The following is a 23773-nucleotide window of genomic DNA, read 5'->3' as shown; positions in this document are numbered from 1 at the left end:
CAATAGTTTCAAAATTCCCAAATCAAAGCCTTTTGACTTTTGATTTTTGACTTTTGATTTTCGACTTCCGCGTAGCGGTACTAGTGACCTTTGGGTATGTTTCCGACAATATGTGGGAAATAATTGCCTTTGCATCTTTACCAAATTGGCCTTTTGGCGTTTTTTGGCAATTTTGCTGTTGGTTACACCGAGAAAGCCATCTTTCCACAGAAATACTGTAGTCTGCTGCTATCTCTGCGCTCAGTAGGTTTGCAAAACCCATCATAGTGATTAACTGACAGATAGAGATTGAGTCACTGTAATACCAATATCATGTTCAGAGTGCAATTTGTTGCCCAAAATATGGTTACGGTTCAGGTGGGGATCAACGGCTAATACGTCAATATAGACTTAATATTATGTAATATTTGCATTTAACTATTTAGCCTTTGCCTCCAGTGAATGTTGCACCTTGAATAAAGTAGCGGTTAAAAAAGGCATAAATCCCTAAAGCTGGTAAGGTAAACATCATCGAAGCAGCCATAATATAGTTCCAATAGCTGATATATTGACCTTTGAAGCTGTTTAAGCCCAAGGGTAGGGTAAACATCTCTGGATCAAATAAAATGACGATGGGGAGTAAAAAATTATTCCAACTACTCATGAAGACAAAAACCGCTTGTGCTGCGAGGGCGGGTTTGGCTAGAGGTAAGACAATATGCCGAAAAATTCCCAAAGTATTTAAACCATCTAATTGACCCGCTTCTTCTAATTCTTTAGGAAAATTTACAAAAAATTGCCGCATCATAAAAATGAAGGTGGCATTAACCATAGCAGGAACAATCATGCCTTGGTAGGAATTTAGCCAGCCAATGGCTTTCAAAATCAAGAATGTGGGAATGAGGGTGATTTGTGTAGGTACTGCTAGTAATGCCAAAATTAAGAAGAACCAGAAGCGTTTACCAACAAAATTCAACCTAGCTAAAGCATACCCACCCATTGAATTGAATAGCAAATTTAAGAGGGTAACACTAACGGCTATGAAGACACTGTTAAAAAACCATCGCCAAAATAACGGTTCTTGCACAAATATCTGTCTGTAATTATTAAGAGTAAAATTTTGGGGGAAAAAATTTAATTCCCCACTGATAATTTCTGGTAAGGGTTTAAATGATGCGGAAAGCGCCCACAGGAAAGGAATTAAGGTGATAATTGCATATAAGGTCAAGACAAAGTATAACAGGACTTTTAGCCAAGGGACGCGGGAAGTATTGGTCATGTTTTCTCGCCTCCAAAGATTCGCTGCTGAATCAAGGTGACAGCAATAATTATTAAGGCCAGCAAAAAGGCGATCGCAGCCGCATATCCCATCTGTAAATTACGAAATACAGCCTGGTAAATTAGTAGTACCATAGTCAAAGTGGCGTTGTTCGGCCCACCTGTACCACCAGAGAAAATGTAAGACTGATCGAAAAGTTGAAAAGTCCCAATAATTCCTATAGCCACCACAAAAAAAGTCACAGGTTTGAGCAGAGGAATGGTAATATAAATAAACTGTTGCCACCAATTTGCCCCATCTAGTTCCGCCGCTTCGTAGAGTTTTTGGGGGATGTCTTGCAAAGCTGCCAAGTAAATCACCATATAAAATGGTGCGGTTGACCAAATATTCATAATCATAATGCCTCGGAGTGCTACGGCTGGATCACCCAACCAGTTATAGGTAGGCAAACCCAGAAAAGCCAGAACATGATTTAATAGTCCATCGGTGTTATAAATCCACATAAATATCAGCGTCAGTACGGCTGAGGATGTGACTGTGGGTAAAAAGAATAATATCCGCCAGGAGTTTTTCCCCCGAATGCCAGAATTAAGGGTTACTGCCAGTAATAAAGCTAAAATGGTTTGAGTTGGGACAACAATGGCGACATATTCGGCTGTATTTCTCAAAGCAATTCCCACTCGTTCATCTTCAACTAAGCGGGTAAAATTGCGAAAGCCGATGAAGTCGTAGTCAATACCGCCGAGAAGTTGGACTTTGTGCAGGGAGAGAAAAACGGCATAGACTATGGGTAGAATGACAAAACATCCCAAAACCAATATTGTGGGCATCATAAAGATATACCCAGCCAAAGTTTCGGTAATATTCTCTCTGGGGTTGATTCGCCGTCTCCGAATTGGCCGCACCATTGAACCTCCCTGTAGTTTAGTCTCAATCTGGTGGTGGCGATCGCGCAAGGGCTGATTTGTCAGTTCGCTCGTGGATAATTTTCGATGGTAGCTTGAGTCAGAAGCACAGAAATATATCTAAGTGCTGTTTTTGCTATGGTTGGAAGTAGGGATTTTTGGTTCATTCAGCGTTAACCAGTAGGTGTTTTTTTGAACATTGAAAATTTTACGCCTGAAATCCTTACCTCATCTGGTTTTGAACCATCTCACACCTAAATCGAGGTTGATGCAAACCCCCAAACCCTTGCTATCAATGCTTTTGAGCTATTTTTAAAATATCTATCTTGACAACCCAATCGCTGAAAAGCTATATTCATTTTAGGTTGACGGAACAGCACCTTGAAAACCAAATATATCAATGCTTCCAGATGTGGGCGATTGCAATTACAAATAATCCCTATCAGGGATTGAAACTACTCACTATAATTTCCTCCAAAATCACTTTAAAATTGCAATTACAAATAATCCCTATCAGGGATTGAAACTTAGACTTGACTTCTCTTTCTAGTGCAAAAACGTATTGCAATTACAAATAATCCCTATCAGGGATTGAAACAATAATTCTACGGAGAATAAAAAATAAATATTAAATGATAAGATTGCAATTACAAATAATCCCTATCAGGGATTGAAACTTATTAAAAAATCCCCAAAGCACTATACTGAATCAAATTGCAATTACAAATAATCCCTATCAGGGATTGAAACATCAACCCCCGCCTCAACTACCTGTCTACCCAAATATTGCAATTACAAATAATCCCTATCAGGGATTGAAACGGAGAAAGTCTGCAAGGAACTATGCCCTCACAAATTGCAATTACAAATAATCCCTATCAGGGATTGAAACTTATCTCCCTCCCTATCCCTAAAGATGGAGGTAAATTGCAATTACAAATAATCCCTATCAGGGATTGAAACATAAAGAGCTTAAGGATTTACTTACCCCTTCCGAATACATTGCAATTACAAATAATCCCTATCAGGGATTGAAACATCAATTAGCAAAGATGTTTCCAGGAGTAAATCTGATTGCAATTACAAATAATCCCTATCAGGGATTGAAACTAGCTAAGACGACAAGGAAATATTTAGGGAAATAAATTGCAATTACAAATAATCCCTATCAGGGATTGAAACTGATACAAAATCCACCAAATAAACCCTGTCTTTTGGAATTGCAATTACAAATAATCCCTATCAGGGATTGAAACCCACAACGGCATAGATTACGCAGTTCCTACAGGATTGCAATTACAAATAATCCCTATCAGGGATTGAAACTATAGAGACTTGGGATATGATCGCACTCTTAAAGATTGCAATTACAAATAATCCCTATCAGGGATTGAAACTGATCATGCACTCGCACCACGTCGGTGATTAAGTATTGCAATTACAAATAATCCCTATCAGGGATTGAAACTAGCACTTGCACAGTGCTAATCTGCTTACCTTCTATTGCAATTACAAATAATCCCTATCAGGGATTGAAACAACCCCACCAGACTGCCCCCGCAATTTTCACAGAAATTGCAATTACAAATAATCCCTATCAGGGATTGAAACATAAAAAGCGCTTTCATCAAGGATCACCACCCCTTATTGCAATTACAAATAATCCCTATCAGGGATTGAAACCTAAAACTTGCACCGGAAAGCTAAAATCGACTACCAGATTGCAATTACAAATAATCCCTATCAGGGATTGAAACCTTTTTGACTGATACTGACCTTAAAGTAGTGGCTAATTGCAATTACAAATAATCCCTATCAGGGATTGAAACATGAGTTACTGTGTAATCGATATCGTCGGATCTATAATTGCAATTACAAATAATCCCTATCAGGGATTGAAACCTAGTCTTTCAAGGTGCTTTTTGTTTTCAATACTATTGCAATTACAAATAATCCCTATCAGGGATTGAAACCAATCTAATCAACACGGTTTGTTGGCTTTGTCTGATAAATTGCAATTACAAATAATCCCTATCAGGGATTGAAACTGACTAACACATCTTTACTATCATCTAGTGAAAAAGATTGCAATTACAAATAATCCCTATCAGGGATTGAAACTTCTAACCATTGTAAACCTGCTGTGCTTAGGGTGAATTGCAATTACAAATAATCCCTATCAGGGATTGAAACGTATGGCACGGCGGAGGAGAAACAAGCGGCTATATCATTGCAATTACAAATAATCCCTATCAGGGATTGAAACCTTACTCACGTAAATTACCAGACGGAAAACGTGAATTGCAATTACAAATAATCCCTATCAGGGATTGAAACCATCCAGTGCGGGTAAGAGCGACCCATCGGCAACAATTGCAATTACAAATAATCCCTATCAGGGATTGAAACACCTGACGATTTAAACAGAGCGCAAATAGAAACATTGCAATTACAAATAATCCCTATCAGGGATTGAAACTCAATATCCGCCTCTACAGCATCAATGACCCCCAAAATTGCAATTACAAATAATCCCTATCAGGGATTGAAACGCTTATTATACGACCGAATTACCAATCCAAGCGACATTGCAATTACAAATAATCCCTATCAGGGATTGAAACAGGGGAAGCTTTAAATTCTGGGAAGATTTCTAATAAATTGCAATTACAAATAATCCCTATCAGGGATTGAAACGAACCCCTGAAAGCTTTTCGCAGGGTAGAGCATAATTGCAATTACAAATAATCCCTATCAGGGATTGAAACTCCCGTGATACATTTTGGAAATATCAATCAAATCATTGCAATTACAAATAATCCCTATCAGGGATTGAAACATCAACCTTGATTTTTAAAGGACTTTGAGTTTCATTGCAATTACAAATAATCCCTATCAGGGATTGAAACCCAATCTTCTTCACTCAGTGCAGGGACACCGATAATTGCAATTACAAATAATCCCTATCAGGGATTGAAACTGGAAGAAGTTAAACCCAACGCTGAAAAAATCGTTGTATTGCAATTACAAATAATCCCTATCAGGGATTGAAACTAGCTTATATTTTTTATGTGCTTGATACTACAGAATTGCAATTACAAATAATCCCTATCAGGGATTGAAACTTGATCTGGGATTTGTCAATGGTGGTTTTGATATTATTGCAATTACAAATAATCCCTATCAGGGATTGAAACAAGATTCAAGTCTTGAGCGACCTGGAAGATTTCTTATTGCAATTACAAATAATCCCTATCAGGGATTGAAACTACTTATGAAGACATTATCAACCCTACTTTGATATATTGCAATTACAAATAATCCCTATCAGGGATTGAAACGATTCGTTGTTGAAGTTGTTGGTTTTCGACTTCTAGATTGCAATTACAAATAATCCCTATCAGGGATTGAAACATTATCCTCATCACAAGTAAAAGCAGTGGCAGGAATTGCAATTACAAATAATCCCTATCAGGGATTGAAACTAAAGCGGCTTGGTAGATAAGGCCAGTAGAAACTTATTGCAATTACAAATAATCCCTATCAGGGATTGAAACAGTTTTCTATCCAGCTATAGAATCCCGCCCAAGAATTGCAATTACAAATAATCCCTATCAGGGATTGAAACGGCTTTTGAGTGCTGGGTATTGGAGATGGGCTAAATTGCAATTACAAATAATCCCTATCAGGGATTGAAACGACCTGTTGGAATTCGCTTGATAATTCCTAACAGTATTGCAATTACAAATAATCCCTATCAGGGATTGAAACTCATTTTGAGCTTTCCAAGTTTATTCGGTATTGTATTGCAATTACAAATAATCCCTATCAGGGATTGAAACCTTGTGGGAAGCAAGCAGCATTCAAGAAAAAGATATTGCAATTACAAATAATCCCTATCAGGGATTGAAACAAGTAAAGCCTCGTTTCTTCTGGTGAATTCATCAAATTGCAATTACAAATAATCCCTATCAGGGATTGAAACAACTGAACAAGGGCAATATGAATATCATGAATCTTATTGCAATTACAAATAATCCCTATCAGGGATTGAAACACTGTGTGAGCAGCCAGTAGCCCTCTTAAGGTAATTGCAATTACAAATAATCCCTATCAGGGATTGAAACTGGGAATGTAAATCAAGGAGAGATTGAACCTGATTATTGCAATTACAAATAATCCCTATCAGGGATTGAAACCAACCCAACTCCAACACGTAAGTTGTTGCGCCACATTGCAATTACAAATAATCCCTATCAGGGATTGAAACTAATAGTTGCTATTGCTAAGTAAAAATCATTATTTAAATTGCAATTACAAATAATCCCTATCAGGGATTGAAACCAGGTATGATCGAACACGCCCTGGGGAACTGGTCATTGCAATTACAAATAATCCCTATCAGGGATTGAAACAAGCACAACTACATCTCCCTACCCACGATCGGAGATTGCAATTACAAATAATCCCTATCAGGGATTGAAACCTCTTCTTGAATCCCCGTACCGTCCGGGAGTTCGCCAATTATTGCAATTACAAATAATCCCTATCAGGGATTGAAACCCGGCAGAGCCGGGGAAGGTGATTGAATAATTTTATTGCAATTACAAATAATCCCTATCAGGGATTGAAACTCTATGTTGTCTATTCAAATTACCGCACCTATATAATTGCAATTACAAATAATCCCTATCAGGGATTGAAACACTATAATTAATATACAATTACACCGAGGTTTAGGTTATATTGCAATTACAAATAATCCCTATCAGGGATTGAAACTGCCATCTGCCCAGTAGCCGTTTTGCACCACCTCATTGCAATTACAAATAATCCCTATCAGGGATTGAAACGACTGGGAATACGGCTTTATTGATTGGGGGATTGGATTGCAATTACAAATAATCCCTATCAGGGATTGAAACCAGAAGCCAAGCAACCGGAGAGGATTACTACACCCTCATTGCAATTACAAATAATCCCTATCAGGGATTGAAACTTTAGGGCTTGTTTATCGATCTCCGAATATCCCAAACATTGCAATTACAAATAATCCCTATCAGGGATTGAAACCTTCCCTGAATTTGGAGAGACTGCCCTTACTTGAATTGCAATTACAAATAATCCCTATCAGGGATTGAAACATTTTTTCAAGAAATATTAAGGGATAAGGAAGATATTGCAATTACAAATAATCCCTATCAGGGATTGAAACCTCAAATACATTGCTATTCTTGTCATTGTTCAAATTGCAATTACAAATAATCCCTATCAGGGATTGAAACTTTTTACTTATATTTAGCTGCTATATGCTATCTAATTGCAATTACAAATAATCCCTATCAGGGATTGAAACTTTAACGGGTGGGTTGCTATTGCCGTTGCTCCAGATTGCAATTACAAATAATCCCTATCAGGGATTGAAACCCTAAACATGGTCTAAAAAACTACGTCGAGATATTTCGATTGCAATTACAAATAATCCCTATCAGGGATTGAAACGGGACAATATATAAATCTCCTTCTGCGGGGGAATTGCAATTACAAATAATCCCTATCAGGGATTGAAACCTGTCTCAAAGTGGGGCTTGCACCAGTTCCAAAAATTGCAATTACAAATAATCCCTATCAGGGATTGAAACTCTGGAATTAAACCCTTCGGCTAAACCTTACATTGCAATTACAAATAATCCCTATCAGGGATTGAAACGTTAGACATACACGACTGTATAAACCTTGTTTGACAGATTGCAATTACAAATAATCCCTATCAGGGATTGAAACATAAAGCAGTTCAAAGCGGTCTGGAATACTAAAAGATTGCAATTACAAATAATCCCTATCAGGGATTGAAACCTTTTTTAGTGCCTTTCTCCCCGTATTTCCTGGTTAGATTGCAATTACAAATAATCCCTATCAGGGATTGAAACCTACTACCATTTCATCTAGTTCGTGGTAGTAATAATTGCAATTACAAATAATCCCTATCAGGGATTGAAACACAAAACCGTTGGCAACAATGAAGAATATATTGTCATTGCAATTACAAATAATCCCTATCAGGGATTGAAACCTATCAGCACAGCTTTGGGGAAGCTAAAACTCCCATTGCAATTACAAATAATCCCTATCAGGGATTGAAACAGGTAGAAAGTAGAAAGAGAGATATTAATGGTAATCATTGCAATTACAAATAATCCCTATCAGGGATTGAAACTGCCTTAATTAGTGCGATCGCCAAAGAAAAAAACAATTGCAATTACAAATAATCCCTATCAGGGATTGAAACTCCACATCTGATAACCAAACTTTTCGCTTAAAGTCATTGCAATTACAAATAATCCCTATCAGGGATTGAAACAAGGAAGAAAAGCAAATGACATTAGTAATTATTAGAATTGCAATTACAAATAATCCCTATCAGGGATTGAAACTAACCCTTTCTTAAAGGGAATTATAGCTTACCGCATTGCAATTACAAATAATCCCTATCAGGGATTGAAACGAGAAGATAAACCATTTATTCCGGCATTTATTTGATTGCAATTACAAATAATCCCTATCAGGGATTGAAACAGATTTTAGTTTGTCTAAGTGCAAATCGTAAGCCATTGCAATTACAAATAATCCCTATCAGGGATTGAAACGGGGATAGTCCCCACGCCTGTAGCTTTTCAAATACATTGCAATTACAAATAATCCCTATCAGGGATTGAAACAATTTCATCCAAGAATTAATCGCAGAGGGTGGCGGGGGAATTGCAATTACAAATAATCCCTATCAGGGATTGAAACTGACGACAATTGGCGTAAGCTCGTAGTCCCCGGAGATTGCAATTACAAATAATCCCTATCAGGGATTGAAACCGCTTCAGTTGACAACCAGAATATTTTTTGCACTATTGCAATTACAAATAATCCCTATCAGGGATTGAAACGCGGCAAGCGCATCCACTAAAGCTGATAAAGCGGCATTGCAATTACAAATAATCCCTATCAGGGATTGAAACCCCAAGATTTTCTAGAGTTTGAGTTACTCGATTTAAATTGCAATTACAAATAATCCCTATCAGGGATTGAAACCTGTAGCCGCTTCATAAGCAGTAATAACTGGAGTATTGCAATTACAAATAATCCCTATCAGGGATTGAAACTTTGGTCGTTTATTCTCACGGGCTAAATCAAAACATTGCAATTACAAATAATCCCTATCAGGGATTGAAACTTAAAAGTCGGGAACTGTTAATCACCCTTTCTTTATTGCAATTACAAATAATCCCTATCAGGGATTGAAACCTTATGCCATCCACTATAACTAGATAAACTTTATAATTGCAATTACAAATAATCCCTATCAGGGATTGAAACGCGCAAGATAAACATCTGCTTTCGAGCGTCAAACTATTGCAATTACAAATAATCCCTATCAGGGATTGAAACTTTTAGTGATAGGCGGGGCAGGACGTTTGTTTTAATTGCAATTACAAATAATCCCTATCAGGGATTGAAACGGCCCAACCATTGCGAAAAAATTGTAGAAATTGGGCATTGCAATTACAAATAATCCCTATCAGGGATTGAAACTATAGCTAATTCAGTCACCTTACCCCTGTCATTTATTGCAATTACAAATAATCCCTATCAGGGATTGAAACAAAAACCTTCCTCCCCCCGCACGAACGGGAAGAATATTGCAATTACAAATAATCCCTATCAGGGATTGAAACGTGAATTTAATGTTTCGCGTGATACATTTTGGAAAATTGCAATTACAAATAATCCCTATCAGGGATTGAAACGAAATAAGAGCCAATGGTTAGATTGGTCAATCGAATTGCAATTACAAATAATCCCTATCAGGGATTGAAACCCGCAAATTATTGAGGTTTGCCCTTGAATGCAATCAATTGCAATTACAAATAATCCCTATCAGGGATTGAAACTTTCTTGAAACGGGTTGCGATAGAACCCAAAAATTGCAATTACAAATAATCCCTATCAGGGATTGAAACAAAGCTTCCGTTATTCGGGGCGGAGGATAATCATTGCAATTACAAATAATCCCTATCAGGGATTGAAACAATTGAAAAGTGCCTTAATGACTTCCTTGCCCCTATTGCAATTACAAATAATCCCTATCAGGGATTGAAACGCTATTGATATCTCTGGAGTTAATTATTAAGTCCCATTGCAATTACAAATAATCCCTATCAGGGATTGAAACTTGGGATTTAAGGGCTTTGATAATTTCTAGGTTAGATTGCAATTACAAATAATCCCTATCAGGGATTGAAACTGATTTAGCTTAATTGAAGCATTAGTAGGCTTAAATTGCAATTACAAATAATCCCTATCAGGGATTGAAACTACGAATAGAACGCCACTTAGGATAAGTTACACGAATTGCAATTACAAATAATCCCTATCAGGGATTGAAACAATGGCTCGACACCCTCAGCCTTGAATCCGTGTTATTGCAATTACAAATAATCCCTATCAGGGATTGAAACGAAATCGCATTGAGCGTACCACTTATTTCCGGAGGGGTCACATTGCAATTACAAATAATCCCTATCAGGGATTGAAACTCCGATTAGGGATTTAGAGCGAATCCCAATCAAAGATTGCAATTACAAATAATCCCTATCAGGGATTGAAACCCATTAACTCTTGAATTACACCGGCGGGAATATCATTGCAATTACAAATAATCCCTATCAGGGATTGAAACTAAAGAATCTAAAGAAAACCGGCCGGGTTTTGAGTTATTGCAATTACAAATAATCCCTATCAGGGATTGAAACTTTCTTAAACCCGGACAATAGGTTACTACCAATAGATTGCAATTACAAATAATCCCTATCAGGGATTGAAACTCTACTCTGATTACGTGGGTACTATATATTCCTAAAATTGCAATTACAAATAATCCCTATCAGGGATTGAAACAGAAAAGACTTAGTAGACGGCTACACTTGCGATAACTGTTATTGTGACAGATTGCAATTACAAATAATCCCTATCAGGGATTGAAACTATAGGTAAACATTGGGACACGATTACTAGCATTTATTGCAATTACAAATAATCCCTATCAGGGATTGAAACTTAAGGTATGCATCCCAATATTCAAACTCTTTCTATTGCAATTACAAATAATCCCTATCAGGGATTGAAACAGGCTTTCCCAATCCCAACCTAAACGGGCAAGGGATTGCAATTACAAATAATCCCTATCAGGGATTGAAACCGGGCTTGCCCCCACGAAAAACATTGACTAAATTATTGCAATTACAAATAATCCCTATCAGGGATTGAAACCTTAACTTATTGGTGTAATGTGTACTCAGTACTCAGATTGCAATTACAAATAATCCCTATCAGGGATTGAAACTTGCGAATGGAGGAGGTGTTAAATTGCGCTGATTACATTGCAATTACAAATAATCCCTATCAGGGATTGAAACGCTAATGGGATGCGGGGGGTTGAGGAAGTATTTATTGCAATTACAAATAATCCCTATCAGGGATTGAAACCTACAGGAAGTCCCAAAAAAAGTTGAATTAGCTTTTATTGCAATTACAAATAATCCCTATCAGGGATTGAAACGAATTTTTAAATCGGGATTAGTCGTCCCACAAACATTGCAATTACAAATAATCCCTATCAGGGATTGAAACGTTTATCTGTATCCAAAGAATAAACAGAGGATGCTATTGCAATTACAAATAATCCCTATCAGGGATTGAAACTGCACTTGAACCCATTACTAGGGCGAAAGAATTGATTGCAATTACAAATAATCCCTATCAGGGATTGAAACTGAAGAAACTACCCCCTCCCCCAATACCGAAGATAAAAAGATTGCAATTACAAATAATCCCTATCAGGGATTGAAACCATTTAAATCCCCCGCAACTCATACTCGTTTTTCATTGCAATTACAAATAATCCCTATCAGGGATTGAAACCCCTCTATCAGAGAAACACCCTTAACAAAACCATATTGCAATTACAAATAATCCCTATCAGGGATTGAAACAGACTCGAAATATTAGTGGCTGTACTCTATCTCTAATTGCAATTACAAATAATCCCTATCAGGGATTGAAACAAACACTATCAAGCTATAATTAATTTTACTTTTTATTGCAATTACAAATAATCCCTATCAGGGATTGAAACGTTGCCAAATCACTGATTCCGGCATTTGCAATATCATTGCAATTACAAATAATCCCTATCAGGGATTGAAACACTTGTAAATTGTACGACCCTGATTTAGAGGATAATTGCAATTACAAATAATCCCTATCAGGGATTGAAACCAAATCATAGCGAGAAGACAAGCCTTTGCAAATTAATTGCAATTACAAATAATCCCTATCAGGGATTGAAACAAAGAAAAGCGGGGTTGGTTCGTAGCGCAACAACTATTGCAATTACAAATAATCCCTATCAGGGATTGAAACGTGGGCATTAAGGATTGATTCGTTAGCTAGGGTGTATTGCAATTACAAATAATCCCTATCAGGGATTGAAACTATTGCTTTGTGGCAACAAGTTGAACCAATCTTTAAGATTGCAATTACAAATAATCCCTATCAGGGATTGAAACTGCTGTGGCTTCAAAAACCACCTTCGCGCCTACTATTGCAATTACAAATAATCCCTATCAGGGATTGAAACTCCATTCTTTTTAGATTCGCTGAATACTGCCCAAAAATTGCAATTACAAATAATCCCTATCAGGGATTGAAACACGTGATTTTGAATTTTATTCGATGACTGCTAAGACATTGCAATTACAAATAATCCCTATCAGGGATTGAAACATAACCTTGACTTTCGGGACTAGTAAGGGGGAAACCATTGCAATTACAAATAATCCCTATCAGGGATTGAAACTGGACGAACCAACCCAAACTCTCCATTTGCAACCATATTGCAATTACAAATAATCCCTATCAGGGATTGAAACTTCCCGTAACACTTCCAAGCGACCAACTCCCTATTGATTGCAATTACAAATAATCCCTATCAGGGATTGAAACCAGGGGGAGAGATTTTAATTTCTCTATATTTACTTATTGCAATTACAAATAATCCCTATCAGGGATTGAAACTTAAACCAGCAGCAGCAAAAGATTCTAAATAATAATTGCAATTACAAATAATCCCTATCAGGGATTGAAACCTATAGCTAGAGTAATCTAAGTAATAGCCTTTAGCATTGCAATTACAAATAATCCCTATCAGGGATTGAAACCTTCTGTTAGCGCTGTAGAAATAGCACAAAATAGATTGCAATTACAAATAATCCCTATCAGGGATTGAAACAGATTCCAGTAGTTCCTCAAAGGTGGCAATCATCATTGCAATTACAAATAATCCCTATCAGGGATTGAAACCCGATTGCTTGACCATTACTCTGAAAAATCAGGTCAATTGCAATTACAAATAATCCCTATCAGGGATTGAAACAATATCTCGGCATCTTCGCCAGTTAATTCGAGAAAATTGCAATTACAAATAATCCCTATCAGGGATTGAAACAGCACAATATCAAATTTAATATCATTTTTATTTTTGTATTGCAATTACAAATAATCCCTATCAGGGATTGAAACGGGGGTTGGTTCCTCTTTCTGGTTCTGCTGGTTGGATTGCAATTACAAATAATCCCTATCAGGGATTGAAACAGATGTACACGGGTCGAACCCTGTATGATCATAATTTATTGCAATTACAAATAATCCCTATCAGGGATTGAAACAAGCCTGGAAAGCTACAGGAACAGTAGATGGTAAATTGCAATTACAAATAATCCCTATCAGGGATTGAAACTTCAATTGCGTATGCTTTGACGTTATCTAGTGTTAGATTGCAATTACAAATAATCCCTATCAGGGATTGAAACTTCATGGTGCGATCGCCAAAATTAACAGAAAAACTATTGCAATTACAAATAATCCCTATCAGGGATTGAAACTGATTTCTTCGGTACGTGTGGTTTTCTCCACCTCTTATTGCAATTACAAATAATCCCTATCAGGGATTGAAACCGTGACATCATCGCCAAGCAGGTCGGGCTGGGCAGATTGCAATTACAAATAATCCCTATCAGGGATTGAAACCCACTCAACCAGCACAGCGCCGTCACCAACAAACCCGAATTGCAATTACAAATAATCCCTATCAGGGATTGAAACTCAGCAATCTCAGCACGTTGAATCAAGTAATCAGATTGCAATTACAAATAATCCCTATCAGGGATTGAAACAAATATATTTGCTCGGATCTAGAAGCCGTCAAAATTGCAATTACAAATAATCCCTATCAGGGATTGAAACTAATGCGGAAATTGCATCTGCTATGGAAGTATCTGGTATTGCAATTACAAATAATCCCTATCAGGGATTGAAACCAGGACTAGGCGATCGCCTTTGCTATACTTACTAATTGCAATTACAAATAATCCCTATCAGGGATTGAAACTATATGCAGTAGTTCAAAATCCTTCAATCGATATTATTGCAATTACAAATAATCCCTATCAGGGATTGAAACTTATTCATCCTGATGGCGCAAGAAAATTATCCATATTGCAATTACAAATAATCCCTATCAGGGATTGAAACGCTTCGCTTCATCTTTGATGATTTGCTCCCATAGAATTGCAATTACAAATAATCCCTATCAGGGATTGAAACAAACACGATAGCCCTCTACCGCAAATCTGGCAGGATTACATTGCAATTACAAATAATCCCTATCAGGGATTGAAACAGAAAGTAATTCTTGAAACCTTCCTATCGCAACACATTGCAATTACAAATAATCCCTATCAGGGATTGAAACATCAGTATTAGAAAAAATATTTCTGGTATAAATGACTATTGCAATTACAAATAATCCCTATCAGGGATTGAAACCATGCAAGGGCAGTGGCAATATATCCAATCTGCATTGCAATTACAAATAATCCCTATCAGGGATTGAAACAGACTCCAGTAGTTCTTGGAATATAGCGATGCTCATTGCAATTACAAATAATCCCTATCAGGGATTGAAACACGAAGAATCGAGGAAATCTGTGAGAGATTACTACCATTGCAATTACAAATAATCCCTATCAGGGATTGAAACCTTTGTCCCGCAAGCGTAAGCGAAGCCAAATTACTTATTGCAATTACAAATAATCCCTATCAGGGATTGAAACTTATTACTTCTCGCACAGCGTTTAAAGTAGAAACAGCAATGCAGCTAACACAGAGAAGAGAATGACAGTAACTATACCCATTCAAGCCATAGAATTAGCTCCCGGTAGCCACATCGCCATTCATAACCTCTCCTGGGACGACTTTGAGGGACTTCTCGCGGACTTAGGTGAAAAACGTCACACCCGCATTGCTTATTACCGAGGAACTTTAGAAATCATGTCCCCCCTAGCATTACATGAGCGTCCCCACCGGATTATTGCTTACATCATCACCACAATCTTAGAAATTCAAGGACGCAACTGGGAGGATTTCGGCTCTACAACCTTTAAACGTCCAGATATTGCGGGAATTGAACCAGATACCTGCTTTTATATCCAAAATGCTCACCAAGTCAAAGGATGTACCCAAATGGACTTAAATATCTATCCTCCCCCTGACTTGTCAATTGAATCTGATGTTACCTCAAAAACTACCCTTGATGCTTACACAGCCCTGGGCGTTCCCGAAGTATGGATATACAGTAACTCGGCGTTAAAAATTTACATCCTTCAAAGTGACAGATACTTAGAATCTGCTGTTAGTCCCACCTTTCCCAACTTACCCATCACAGAAATTATTCCCCATCTGGTGCAAAAAGCCATTGATGAGGGAACAAGTCAAATGTTGCAACAACTCAAAACCTTGGTATAGGGGTTATCAGTTAAGTGAGATACAAGAACCCCACCCCCAACCCCCTCACCGCAAGCGAGGAGGGGGCTATGATGTACTTCATTCAGTCAAAAAATAAGAACAGAATTCCAGTTTAAGGAAACAAAACCAATACCCAAAAACCTTGTTATTATAGGTTTTCACAGCTACCCAACGATAACTGAAAAACTCTAACTCTCTGTGCCTCTGCGTCTGGTGCGTGAGGTGAAAAAAACTTATTCCCTAGCACGAATTTGCTGATTAGCAGCATTTTGCGCCCGTACCATAGCCGACTTTAAAGATTGTTGCCCAAGCAAAGCACTAAGAAACTGATTATCAAAATTATTAGCGATCGCACCGGGATAATTACCCAACTGCCACATTGTCGCATAATCCACACCAGCCACAAGAGGCGATCGCAAAGCATCCCGATCATAACCTAACTTAGCCGCTACCGATCTTCTTGTAGGCAAAGCAAACCCCGTACCCGTCCATTTTGCCATTCCTTCCTTACCCGTCAGAAAAGAAATCAACTCCCAAGCTGCGGCCTTATGCTGTGACTGCTTATTCATCACATAAGCCACAGTAAAAACCATCGTACCTTTTTTATCATTAATAGTAGGTACTTCTGCCGTCGCAAACTCCAGTTGTGGAAAAGTCGTCTCCAAATAAGGAATAGCCCAATTACCCTCAATCACCATCCCCACCCGACCTTGACCAAACATTTCCGTGCCTGAATTAGTCCCAACATCAGTAGCCTGGGCAGAAGTCTCATCTTTTTGATACTGGTCTATCACCAACTGTAATCCCTGCAAACCTTCAGGAGTTGCAAAAGCCGCATAACCATTTTCATCAACCACCTTTCCTCCAAAAGCAGCAATTTTGTAAGCTTGATAACTCAACTCTGGACTCACTCCAAAGCCATATCTGTTGACTTTCCCTGTCAACTGCTGGGAGTAGCTGCGTAATTCATCCCAAGTTCTAGGAGGACGGTTTAAACCTGCGGATGTAAAGGCTTTTTTGTTATAAAACAGTGCCAAAGTGGAATAATCTTTCGGCAGACCATAGATATAATTTTCGTTTTTGAAATTATCCAGCAAGCTGTCCTCAAAGTCTTCTAGGTCAAATTCGGGGGTAATGTAAGAATTCAACGGTTCTAGGATATTCTGACCCATAAAGAAAGGAGCTTCCAAGGATTCCAGATAAAACACATCCGGCGCAGCTTCCCCAATCAAGCGAGTAGTGATCACATCCATGTATTGATCAGAGATTACCTCATATCTCACCTTGATATCTGGATGCTGTGCTTCAAAATCTTGTAATAACTGTCTTAATAAGTTTTGTTCTACCGGATTACCAGCCCAACCACTGAGTTTAATAGTCACGGCGCTGGTTGGAGACTTTGATGCTTGAAAACTATGGTAACTGATCACAGCGATCGCGATCGCGATTACCAGAGTGAAAAATTTTATCCAGCTTTTTTTGCTCACAAACAAATACCAGCTCTTTCATCTAAACTTATATCGTCTAATTCTGTAAATTTATATTTCAGTAATCTGTATTTTTATTGAGAAATACAATGTAAAATAATGAATTATTGCCAAGGAAAAAAGGATACAAGCCCCCGGATTTCTCTGTGGGGTATTTAATTTTGAATTTTGAATTTTGAATTTTAAATTCGGAGCGCAGCGACGTGACTTCTGTTAATTTTAAAACAACTGCAACAGTAACGCTGGAAATTCCCCAGATTACCTCCCCGCCAACAGAACTCTCTTCGGTTCCTCGAATTGCCAAAAATGAGATTCGCACCAGTTTAAAGGCCTCAACTCTGGATGCAGTTTTCGCAACAATTTTTTCCCTCACTACCGGCGGAATTTTACTGAGTAATTTCTTAGTAGAATTAGATGCCAGTCCAGTAGTATTTGGAATGCTATCCTCAATTCCAATGGTGGTAAATCTAATTCAACCCTTGGGCGCTTACATCTCAGAACGGACTACCAGTCGCTTTCAATATTCCATACAGACTCACGGACTGGGGCGGTTACTGTGGCTCATTTTAGTGTTAGGTATTGCAGGTTGGCAGTGGGGAGGTGTAACTTCCCATCAGCTAGTAGTATTGACGCTTTCAATTGTCCTTTTCAGCCATCTTTTAGGGGGACTAGGAAGCGCATCTTGGCTGAGTTGGTTAGCCATGATAGTTCCCCAAAAATTAAGAGGTAGGTATTTTGGTATACGTAATAGTGCTGCTAGTTTAACAAATTTACTGTGTTTACCGTTAGCGGGTTTAGCTATCTCCCATTGGCAAGGCGGGACTTTACAAGGTTATGGAGTTGTATTATTAATAGGTATTATATTTGGCATTATAGGATTAGGATGTCAGTATTTTAAAGTAGATGTGAATCCACAATTACAAAATACGGTTTGCAATTACCCTGTACAAGATGAATTTAGTAGTGAATTAATTTGCTCATCCAACAGCATTCCTGCCCAAAACCAGCTATTCAGCAGCATCTGGAAAAATACTAATTTTTTGATCTTTTTACTATATTTCAGCTTTTGGATGTTTGCGGTTAATCTCAGCGCCCCTTTTTTCACTCTGTATATGCTAGATACACTGAATCTAGATATCAGTTGGGTATCACTTTACAGCAGTCTCCAAGCTGGGGCGAATTTGTTGATGTTGATCCTGTGGGGAAAATTGGCAGATAAAATTGGTAATCGTCCGATTTTGATATTTGTAGGAATTCTGGTTGCAGTTACCCCACTGTTGTGGTTTGAGATTAGTACTAATCACCTGGGACTTTGGCTATGGCTACCCCTGTTACATATTTTAACTGGAGGGACTTGGGCAGCTATTGACTTGTGTACGAACAATATGCAGTTAGAGATTGTACCAATTAAAAATCAGTCTATCTACTTTGCGATCGCAGCTGCTATGGCTGGGGCTGGTGGTGCTTTAGGCACAACTCTCGGCAGTTTGCTCGCGCAGTTTACCAATTGTGGCGGTTTCTTAGGATTATTTGCCCTTTCTGGTTTGTTGCGCTTAGTTGCACTTGTACCCATGATATTTTTGCGGGAGTAACGGGAACCGTAGGGCGGAAGCAGGGGTGAAGTATTTTCCTCATTTACAGTCAATGAAAAGCCTATATACAAAGTTTTTTGACTTTTGACTTTTGACTTTTGACTTCCGCCCCCCTGCTCCCCTGCTTCTATTCAGCGACTGTAGAAGTCAAACTCATGGTTTCCCACATCACCATCGGGTGTGTAGTTGGTAGGGGTTGGTGCAATGCAATTAGCTGGGTAAGGGTGTTCTTTAATTGCGTGCGGGATACAATATCATCTACAAAACCATGCTTTAACAAATCTTCTGCGGTTTGGAAATCTTCTGGTAGTTTTTCGCGCAGGGTTTGCTCAATCACTCGCCGACCTGCAAAACCAATGGTTGCTTTGGGTTCTGCAATAATAATATCTCCCAACATGGCAAAACTAGCGGTAACGCCGCCTGTGGTGGGATTTGCCAAAATGGGGATGTACAGTAGTTTGGCTTGACGATGGCGTTCTAAGGCTGCGGAGATTTTAGCCATCTGCATTAAGGAAAGCATTCCTTCTTGCATTCTCGCGCCACCAGAGGTACAAATGATGACTACAGGATAGCGTCGTTGAGTTGCTTGTTCAATCAAGCGGGTAAGTTTTTCACCAACCACTGAACCCATACTACCGCCCATAAAGCGGAAATCCATTACACCCAGGGCTATGGGTAAACCGTTGATTTGACCCAAACCGGTTTTAACTGCGTCTACTAAGCCCAGTTTATCTTCCATTTCCCGCAGGCGATCGCTATAGGGTTTGCGATCGCGAAATTGCAAGGGATCAGTGGGTCGCAAATGTTCATCTATGGGTTGCCAAGTATTAATATCTATCAACTGGCGAATACGCTCATCGCTATCGACTCGATTATGATGTCCGCATTCAACGCAGACCATTTGGTTAGCTTTCAGGTCTTTTGTATAGGTCAATACGCCACATTTGGGACACTTGTGCCATAGTCCATCAGCAATTTCCCGTTCTTGGCGTTCTAAATTGGTAGGTCCTGATTTTCTTCGATTTGCAAACCAATCTAATAGAGACTTTAAACCACGTGATTCTTCGTTGTTTGCCATTTTATCTTTTTTTTAAGTGGGTATGAGGTTTGAAAACATATCAAGCCACTATGGGATGTCCAGGTAAAAAAGTTCTAAGTCTAGAGCAACTTAATGGTGACTCTTGACCTCCGCTTTTAAAGTCTCCAGATTTGCTCTTGTACAAATGCAAATAACACCCCATTTTAGCTTTTGAATCTTGACTACATCTCAAACTAAGCTGATCAGCAATTCAGACCTGATTTTTTATCTGTGGTTGCCAGCTTAACGAAAATGCTGATGCTAACACAAGCCTCTTGCTATGCTGAGTGCTGAGTCAAGAAAGTGCTGAGTCAAGAAAGTGCTGAGTGCTGAGAATAAAGTAGCCAATGGTTATTCTTTATAAGGATCGTGATACCAATTACAAGCTGATATTACCAAAAGGTAAAAGGGGTATGGGGTAATGACGGTTACAAATAGAGGCGAAGGCGTGGTGTGCAGAGTGCAGGGCGAGGGGGGAGAAGAAGGTAACTTCCCCATGACTAATGACTAAGAATAAGTCCAGGTAGGTGGATAGAATCAATTCTCCACTAAATACGGTGATTACTGCTCCTAAAGCTAGAAAAGGACCAAAAGGTATTTTCTGTCCAACTCTTTGCTGTGATAGCAACATTGCACTACCACCTATGATTACACCCGCTACACAGGCAATAAAGCTCGCTAACAACAAATACTTCCAACCTAACCATGCTCCCATCATGGCGGCTAATTTCGCGTCACCTGCACCCATTGCAGTTTTACCCAAGGCCATAGAACCTATCAAAGCGATCGCATCAAACAGCCATAATCCTAATACTGCTCCCACTATGCTGGTCATCAGGTGATTGATTAAGCCAATCCAACCCCCTTGTAAAAAAAACCCCATAGCCATTTGGAAGCAAATCCCTACAACTAAACCCGATTTAGTCAGGACATTAGGTAAGGTCATTGTATCCAAATCAATTAGAGATAAGGCCAATAGCCAGCTACAAAACGCCCAGTAACTAATTGTAGTAATTGAAACTTGAAATTCCCAAAATATAATCAAAAAAATTATTCCCGTTATCCCCTCTACCACAGGATAACGGATCGAAATTTTGGTTTTACAATAACGGCATCGCCCTCTTAACCATACCCATCCCAGCACCGGAACATTATCATGAGCTTTAAGCTGGTTGAAGCAACGAGGACAGCGAGAAGGCGGCCACAAAACTGATAACCTAGCCGGTAATCGATAAACTACAACATTAATAAAGCTGCCGATAGATGCACCCAGCACAAAAACAATGATACTCGCCGGGACGACCATCAAAATGTGCATATAGTCCTTTGTCATTTTGCATACACTACTCTAACCTGAGTTTCTGTTTTTCAGTGCAGAAATGTCAGGAAACTTTTAGAGTGTATATGTTTTGTCAAAAGTCAAGCCATGACTAATACATATGTGATTCAATTTGACTTAAGGGGACAAAACATTCTTGTGGTAATAGCACTGGTTGCTGAGTGAAAATCACTTTACCGCGATGAGTAACTTGATTAATTGCTACTCCTGAAGGTTGTCCAGCTATTTCAGGATGTACTTCACAGTGGATGTAATAAATCTGCCCTGCTGCTCTGATTAAGGCTGGATCAATCAAAGGAGGTTGGTTTTTGGGGGCAGTAAATTTTGCTTGTTCTTGTCGTAATGCGTACACTATCGACTGTTATATAAAGTGCTAGATTTGTCTTTAGTTTATCTGATACCTTCAGAAAAAGTTGCCAAATTGCCAAAATTGGGACAAATTAAGGTGGAAATTTATGATTTTTCCATAGCTTTAATTAGTGATGCCCCTATAGCACGGCAACCTAAGAGATTCATCCCAGGGGACATAATATCACCTGTGCGATCGCCTTGGGCTAAAACTTGCAATACAGCTTGTTCTATTTTGTCTGCGGCTTGGGGTTGGTTTAAACCGTAGCGTAACATCATGGCTGCACTTAAAACTTGAGCTAGAGGATTAGCTTTATCTTGTCCGGCGATATCGGGGGCCGAACCGTGGACTGGTTCAAAGACACCAGGGCCAGAAGCACCCAAACTAGCAGAGGGTAACATTCCAATACTACCTGTGAGCATGGCGGCGGCATCAGAAAGAATATCGCCAAATAAATTCCCTGTGACAATAGTATCAAACTGCTTGGGAGCGCGTACTAGTTGCATGGCGGCGTTATCGACGTAGAGGTGAGATAATTCCACATCGGGATATTCTGAAGCCAGTTTAGTCATGCGATCGCGCCACAATTGTGATACTTCTAATACATTGGCTTTATCGACAGAACAGAGTCTTCCAGCACGTTTGCGGGCTGCTTCAAAGGCGACGCGCCCAATTCGGTCAATTTCTGATTCAGTGTAAACCATTGTATTTACACCGCGTTTTTCTCCGGTGTCAGTAATAAAAATCCCCTTGGGTTGACCAAAATAAATTCCACCAGTGAGTTCCCGCACCACCATAATATCTACACCTTCCACAACTTCCCGTTTTAAAGTGGAAGCGTCAATTAACTGGGGCAAAATTTGGGCTGGGCGGAGATTAGCAAATAAGCCTAATCCTGCACGCAGTCCTAATAAACCTGCTTCTGGGCGTGAGTTAGATGGTAGGGAGTCCCACTTATAACCACCAATAGCAGCCAGTAAAATCGCATCACTATGGCGACAAGTATCTAAGGTAACGGTTGGTAGGGGTTCGCCTGTAGCGTCAATTGCTGCACCGCCAATCAAGGCTTCTGCAAATTCAAATTGCAGATCAAATTGCTTACCGACAACTTTCAGCACGTCTACCGCTACGGCCATAATTTCGGGGCCAATGCCATCGCCGGGGAGTAGGGTAATGCGGTAGTTCTGGGTCATAGTTAACTTTTATCGGGTAAATGCTGGTAGATTAAACATCATACTAAATTAGGTTCCCCACTTAGAGACTTCCAAATAAAAAATATCCCGTCGTTTTAAAAACAGGGGGAGGAAAGGTCATTTTAGTTGCAGAAGGTTTGGATCAACTTTTTTGTGGAGTTCTCTTAAAGGTTTGTAGTGAGGACTTTAGTCCTCTCCACATCATACTTTCCCAGTTTTCATTCAGCGTCGCTATTTTACAGAAAAGGGCTAAAGCCCTGACTACGAACTACCAATTCCACATCACAGGGTTTTCATCGTGATGGTCGGTAACAATGCGCCCAATTTTATCAATTTCTGCCAGTTCGCTTTGAGAAAGTTGAATATCAACAGCTTTGGCGTTGTCTTGTGCTTGTTCGGGATAACGCGCCCCGGCTATAGCACTGGTTTGGGGTTGGGCAATTAACCAAGCTAATGCTAACTGTGCCAAGCTACAATTATGACGCACTGCTATGGGACGCAGTTTTTCTAAAGCTTGTTGGGCGCGTTCCAAGTTTTCGCCTTGAAACAGTTGATTTTTAGCACGGTTATCGGCTGGGTCAAATTTATGACCAGGGGGAAATTTCCCAGTTAACAATCCCTGCGCTAAGGGTGAATAAGCCAAGATAGAAATATTATA

10 protein-coding genes and 1 CRISPR repeat array are annotated in these 23773 nt (G+C 39.0%); of the genes, 2 read left to right on the top strand and 8 right to left on the bottom strand.

Features of this window, described 5'->3' with window-relative positions; all coding sequences use genetic code 11:
- Positions 1–421 precede the first annotated feature (421 nt).
- Entirely contained in the window at positions 422–1258 is an 837-nt protein-coding gene (locus tag VB654_RS14450) for a carbohydrate ABC transporter permease (RefSeq protein ID WP_323214469.1), read from the bottom strand.
- Positions 1255–2166 carry a sugar ABC transporter permease gene (locus VB654_RS14445; protein WP_323214468.1) on the bottom strand — a complete coding sequence of 304 codons (912 nt, stop codon included), beginning with the start codon at positions 2164–2166 and terminating at the stop codon, positions 1255–1257. The genes VB654_RS14450 and VB654_RS14445 overlap by 4 nt, the downstream gene beginning before the upstream one ends.
- A 416-nt stretch (positions 2167–2582) precedes the next feature.
- A CRISPR array of direct repeats spans positions 2583–15386; the repeat unit is 37 nt; unit sequence ATTGCAATTACAAATAATCCCTATCAGGGATTGAAAC.
- 61 nt (positions 15387–15447) lie between these two features.
- Here VB654_RS14445 and VB654_RS14440 point away from each other — a divergent pair.
- A complete protein-coding gene (locus VB654_RS14440; protein ID WP_323214467.1) occupies positions 15448–16077 on the top strand; it encodes a Uma2 family endonuclease in 630 nt (209 codons plus the stop codon).
- A gap of 233 nt (positions 16078–16310) precedes the next feature.
- On the opposite strand, the gene VB654_RS14435 is transcribed toward VB654_RS14440, so the two are convergent.
- Complete coding sequence (locus VB654_RS14435; protein WP_323214466.1) at positions 16311–17564, bottom strand: ABC transporter substrate-binding protein; 1254 nt, start codon at positions 17562–17564, stop codon at positions 16311–16313.
- Between the two features lie 203 nt (positions 17565–17767).
- Between VB654_RS14435 and VB654_RS14430 the strand changes: the two genes are divergently transcribed.
- Positions 17768–19156 carry an MFS transporter gene (locus tag VB654_RS14430; RefSeq protein WP_323214465.1) on the top strand — a complete coding sequence of 463 codons (1389 nt, stop codon included), beginning with the start codon at positions 17768–17770 and terminating at the stop codon, positions 19154–19156.
- 127 nt (positions 19157–19283) lie between these two features.
- On the opposite strand, the gene accD is transcribed toward VB654_RS14430, so the two are convergent.
- The 5 genes from accD to VB654_RS14405 all read right to left on the bottom strand — a co-directional run.
- Positions 19284–20234: an acetyl-CoA carboxylase, carboxyltransferase subunit beta gene (gene accD, locus VB654_RS14425; protein WP_323214464.1), complete on the bottom strand. Its 951-nt coding sequence runs from the start codon at positions 20232–20234 to the stop codon at positions 19284–19286.
- Between the two features lie 379 nt (positions 20235–20613).
- On the bottom strand, positions 20614–21552 hold the full coding sequence (locus VB654_RS14420) for an A24 family peptidase (RefSeq protein WP_323214510.1): 939 nt from the start codon (positions 21550–21552) through the stop codon (positions 20614–20616).
- Between the two features lie 112 nt (positions 21553–21664).
- Positions 21665–21925, bottom strand: coding sequence for a hypothetical protein (locus VB654_RS14415; protein WP_323214463.1), 261 nt, complete (start codon positions 21923–21925; stop codon positions 21665–21667).
- A gap of 101 nt (positions 21926–22026) precedes the next feature.
- On the bottom strand, positions 22027–23115 hold the full coding sequence (gene leuB / locus VB654_RS14410) for a 3-isopropylmalate dehydrogenase (protein WP_323214462.1): 1089 nt from the start codon (positions 23113–23115) through the stop codon (positions 22027–22029).
- Between the two features lie 268 nt (positions 23116–23383).
- On the bottom strand, positions 23384–23773 hold a 390-nt coding region (locus VB654_RS14405; protein ID WP_323214461.1), incomplete at its 5' end, for an aldo/keto reductase.

This window comes from Nodularia sp. UHCC 0506, assembly GCF_034931045.1.
Taxonomy (GTDB): Bacteria; Cyanobacteriota; Cyanobacteriia; order Cyanobacteriales; family Nostocaceae; genus Nodularia.
This window is presented reverse-complemented; position numbering and strand designations above follow the sequence as displayed.

Excerpts from the sequence above, each read along its gene's own strand:
- VB654_RS14450 (WP_323214469.1), bottom strand. The coding sequence starts at position 1,258 with ATGACCAATACTTCCCGCGTCCCTTGGCTAAAAGTCCTGTTATACTTT.
- VB654_RS14445 (WP_323214468.1), bottom strand. The coding sequence starts at position 2,166 with ATGGTGCGGCCAATTCGGAGACGGCGAATCAACCCCAGAGAGAATATT.
- VB654_RS14440 (WP_323214467.1), top strand. The coding sequence starts at position 15,448 with ATGACAGTAACTATACCCATTCAAGCCATAGAATTAGCTCCCGGTAGC.
- accD (WP_323214464.1), bottom strand. The coding sequence starts at position 20,234 with ATGGCAAACAACGAAGAATCACGTGGTTTAAAGTCTCTATTAGATTGG.
- VB654_RS14420 (WP_323214510.1), bottom strand. The coding sequence starts at position 21,552 with ATGCACATTTTGATGGTCGTCCCGGCGAGTATCATTGTTTTTGTGCTG.
- leuB (WP_323214462.1), bottom strand. The coding sequence starts at position 23,115 with ATGACCCAGAACTACCGCATTACCCTACTCCCCGGCGATGGCATTGGC.